We start from the raw sequence: 3,502 nt of genomic DNA on the forward strand, positions 1-3,502 counted from the left end.
CGACGTTCTCCTCCGAGGCGGTCCGGCGCTGTGTCGCCGACGTCCATGCCCGCATGACGCACCTGGGGCTCGACGCCACTCCGGCCGGGCCCGGTACAGCTCCAGCAGGTCCCGCCACAGGATCCGCTGCGAGGTGGCGTCCCCCGCGATGTGGTGGCAGACGAGGACGAGCACGGCGTCGGCGGAACGGCGCAGCAGCACCGCCCGCAGCGGCCCGCGGCGGGCGAGGTCGAGCGGCTCGGCGGCGACGGCGCGCACGGCGGCGCGCAGCGCCGTCCGCGGGTCGTCGTCGCCGCCGGGCACGTCCCGCACCTCGAGCTCGGCCAGGTCCGGCTCGCCGACCCCCCGCACCGCCTCCCCCGCGCCGTCGTGGAACCGGGAGCGCAGCAGGTCGTGCCGGGACAGCAGGTCCCGCAGCGCGGCCCGCAGCGCCGGCTCGTCCGGCGGCGGGGTGAAGGCGAGGGCGTCGGCGTCGTTGTAGGCGGCGCTGTCCGGGGCGATCCGGTAGAGCGTCCACAGCGACTGCTGGCCGACCGAGAGCGGGAGCACGGTCAGGAGGTCCGCTCGGTCAGGAACTCGGCGAGGTCGCGGACGCCGAGGATGGTGGCGAGCTCCTCGTCGGGCACGACCACGCCGAACGTGGCCTCGGCGTCGGTGAACAGGTCCACCCGGCCGAGGGAGTCCATGCCGAGCTCCTCGAACGTGGTGTCCGCGGTGATGTCGGCCTCCAGGTCGGGCATGAGAGTGCGGATCAGTTTGCCGATCTGCTCGACGATTTCCTCGGAGGGCATGGCGGTCCTTTCTGACGAAGGCCGGACGCTAGGGCATCCGGACGACCTGGCCGGCGTAGGTGAGGCCCGCGCCGAAGCCGAGCAGCAGCACCCGGTCGCCGGGCTTGGCGCGGCCGCTCTCGCGCAGGCGGCCGAGCGCGAGCGGGATGGAGGCGCCGGAGGTGTTGCCCATCGCGGTCACGTCGCGGGAGACCCGCTCGGGCGGGATCCCGGTGAGCCGGATGAGGGTGTCGATGATCCGCAGGTTGGCCTGGTGCGGGACGAACCAGTCGATCTCCGCGAGGTCGGTTCCGGCCCGCTCACAGGCCAGCCGCGCGACCTGCGGCATGGCGCTGGTCGACCATTTGTAGACGGCGGGACCGTTCATGGAGATGAGGTCGGCGCCGTTCTCCTGCTCGGTCGCCAGCGCGTCCGCGCGGGTTCCGTCGCTGCCGAAGACGGCGGGGCCGATGCCCTGCTCGGGGCTGCGCGACACCACGACCGCGCCGGCGCCGTCGCCGAAGATGGCGTAGGTGTCCGGCCGGGTGGCGCTGATCATCCCGCTGGTGACCTCGGAGCCGATGACCAGGACGTTGCGCGCCTCGCCGACCCGCACCGCGTTGGACGCCTGCGCAAGCGAGTAGGCGAACCCCGCGCACACGGCGTTGACGTCGAACGCCCCCGCGGCGGGAAGGCCGAGGAGGGAGGCGACCTGCGGCGCGGCGCCCGGGATGCGCCGGCGGCGGGTCGCGGTGGCCAGCACCACCAGGTCGATCTCGGCGGGGTCGGCCTGCGCGTCGGCGATCGCCTTCTTGCCCGCCTCGGCCGCCATGGTCGCCACGTCCTCGTCGGGGGCGGCGAAGTGCCGGGTGCGGACCCCCGTGCGGTCCTCGATCCACTCCGGGGTCACCGAGGTGGCCGCCGACAGTTCCGCGTTGCCGACGGACCGGGCCGGCAGGTGGATCCCCACGCCGGTAATGGCCGATCCCTGAATTCCCGTCATGGACCGATAATGAGAAGCCCGGCTATATGGCTTCTATATAGTCCGAATAAGTATAGAGATTTTATAGCCCGGTTCCGCAGTCTGCGGCTGACGGAACTGGGGGGCGCGCAACATGCTGGACGCCGACACCTACCAACGGCTCGCGGCGGAGTACGGCACCCCGCTGTACGTGTACGACGGCGCGGCCCTGACGGGCGCGCTGGACGGGCTGCGGGACGCGCTGCCCGCCGGCACCGAGATCTTCTACTCGCTGAAGGCCAACCCCAACCTGGGCGTCTGCGCGCTGCTGGCGGCGCACGGCGCGCGGGCCGAGGTGTCCTCGCTGGTGGAGCTGGTCACGGCGGTCAAGGCCGGGGTGTCCCCGGACGACATCGTCTTCCTCGGCCCCGGCAAGAGCCGCGCCGAGCTGGCGGCGTGCGTGGCGACCGGGATCCGGGCGGTCGTCGTCGAGTCGTTCCAGGAGCTCGCCGACCTCGACGAGGTGGCGGCGGAGGCGGGGGCGCGGCAGCGCGTCCTCGTCCGCGTCAACCCGGCCACCGGAGCCGCCCGGTCCGGGCTGACCATGGGCGGCAAGCCGCGGCAGTTCGGCATCGACGAGAAGGCGCTGCTGGCGGCGGGGCCGATCGGCGACCGCCACCCCCACCTGGACGTGGCGGGCGTGCACGCCTACCTCGGCACCCGGATCCTGGACGCGGCGGCGGTCGCCGCCAACACCGCGCTCGTGCTGGAGATGGCCGAGCGGGTCGCGGCGGCCACCGGCATCGCGCTCGGCACCGTGGACGTCGGCGGCGGGCTCGGCGTCGCCTACTTCGACGGCGAGAGCGACCCCGACCTGGACGGGCTGCGCGCGGGCATGGCCGAGGCGGTCGCCCCGTTCCGGGAGCGGCACCCGCACGCCCGGCTGCTGTTCGAGACCGGCCGCTACCTCGCCGCGCGCGCCGGCACGTACGTGGTGCGCGTCCGGTACGTGAAGGAGTCGATGGGCAAGCGGTTCGCGGTCACCGACGGCGGGACCCACCACCACATGGCCGCGGTCGGGATCGGCTCGTACGTCAAGCGGAACTTCCCGGTGCGGCTCCTCGGCGACCCGCGCGGGCCGGCCGAGCCCTGGCAGCTCACCGGGCCGCTGTGCACGCCGCACGACCTCGTCGCCAAGGACGTGGCGCTGCCCGGCCCGCGCGCCGGCGACCTCATCGGGATCGAGCGGTCCGGCGCCTACGGGCCGACCGCCTCGCCCGGCCTGTTCCTCGGCCACGGCTTCCCGGCCGAGGTCCTCGTGCACGAGGGGGCGGCCCACCTCGTGCGGCTGCGGGACGAGCCCGCCGACCTGCTCGCCAAGCAACGCCTGCCGCTTCCCTTCCAGAAGGAGACAACATGGAGCCGACAGCGGTCCTCGAACAGGTCGTCATCGCCGTGAAGAAGGTGGCGCCCTACGAGACCACGGCCATGACGACGCACACCCGGCTCGTAGAGGACATCGGCCTGGACTCCACCAGCATCCTGGAGCTGCTGATGGAGCTGGAGGAGAGCGTCGGGTTCGAGGTGGACGTGGACGAGCTGGAACCGGCGGCGTTCCAGACGCTGGGCAGCCTGGCCCAGTACGTGGCGGACGCGACCGAGGCGGGCTGAGGGTGCCAGCCCCCGGACCACCGGGACGTGCGCCGAAGGGAGCACGGACGAGAACGCCCGCTCTCCGGACAGGTCCCCCGCCACGGCCTGAACCGCCTCG

5 protein-coding genes are annotated in these 3,502 nt (G+C 73.4%); 2 read left to right on the forward strand and 3 right to left on the reverse strand.

The genetic code is table 11. The features are described 5' to 3' along the window. The 3 genes from E1291_RS40355 to E1291_RS40365 all read right to left on the reverse strand — a co-directional run. Nucleotides 1-549, reverse strand: a 549-nt coding sequence (locus E1291_RS40355; RefSeq protein ID WP_207401228.1) for a condensation domain-containing protein, incomplete at its 3' end; no start/stop codon positions are given. Nucleotides 550-551: 2 nt separating this feature from the next. Beyond that, complete coding sequence (locus E1291_RS40360; protein WP_131743274.1) at nucleotides 552-791, reverse strand: acyl carrier protein; 240 nt, start codon at nucleotides 789-791, stop codon at nucleotides 552-554. 28 nt (nucleotides 792-819) lie between these two features. Beyond that, complete coding sequence (locus tag E1291_RS40365; protein WP_131743276.1) at nucleotides 820-1,773, reverse strand: beta-ketoacyl-ACP synthase III; 954 nt, start codon at nucleotides 1,771-1,773, stop codon at nucleotides 820-822. A gap of 112 nt (nucleotides 1,774-1,885) precedes the next feature. Here E1291_RS40365 and E1291_RS40370 point away from each other — a divergent pair, with 112 nt between their 5' ends. Together E1291_RS40370 and E1291_RS40375 are read left to right on the forward strand one after the other, a co-directional pair. Beyond that, the gene (locus tag E1291_RS40370) at nucleotides 1,886-3,190 is read left to right on the forward strand and encodes an alanine racemase (protein ID WP_131743277.1); all 1,305 of its coding nucleotides are present in this window, start codon (nucleotides 1,886-1,888) and stop codon (nucleotides 3,188-3,190) included. Beyond that, a complete protein-coding gene (locus E1291_RS40375; protein WP_131743278.1) occupies nucleotides 3,148-3,402 on the forward strand; it encodes a phosphopantetheine-binding protein in 255 nt (84 codons plus the stop codon). Before E1291_RS40370 ends, E1291_RS40375 begins: the two co-directional genes overlap by 43 nt. The last annotated feature ends 100 nt before the right edge of the window (nucleotides 3,403-3,502 follow it).

The sequence above is a fragment of the Actinomadura roseirufa genome (assembly GCF_900659635.1).
GTDB lineage: Bacteria > Actinomycetota > Actinomycetes > Streptosporangiales > Streptosporangiaceae > Spirillospora > Spirillospora roseirufa.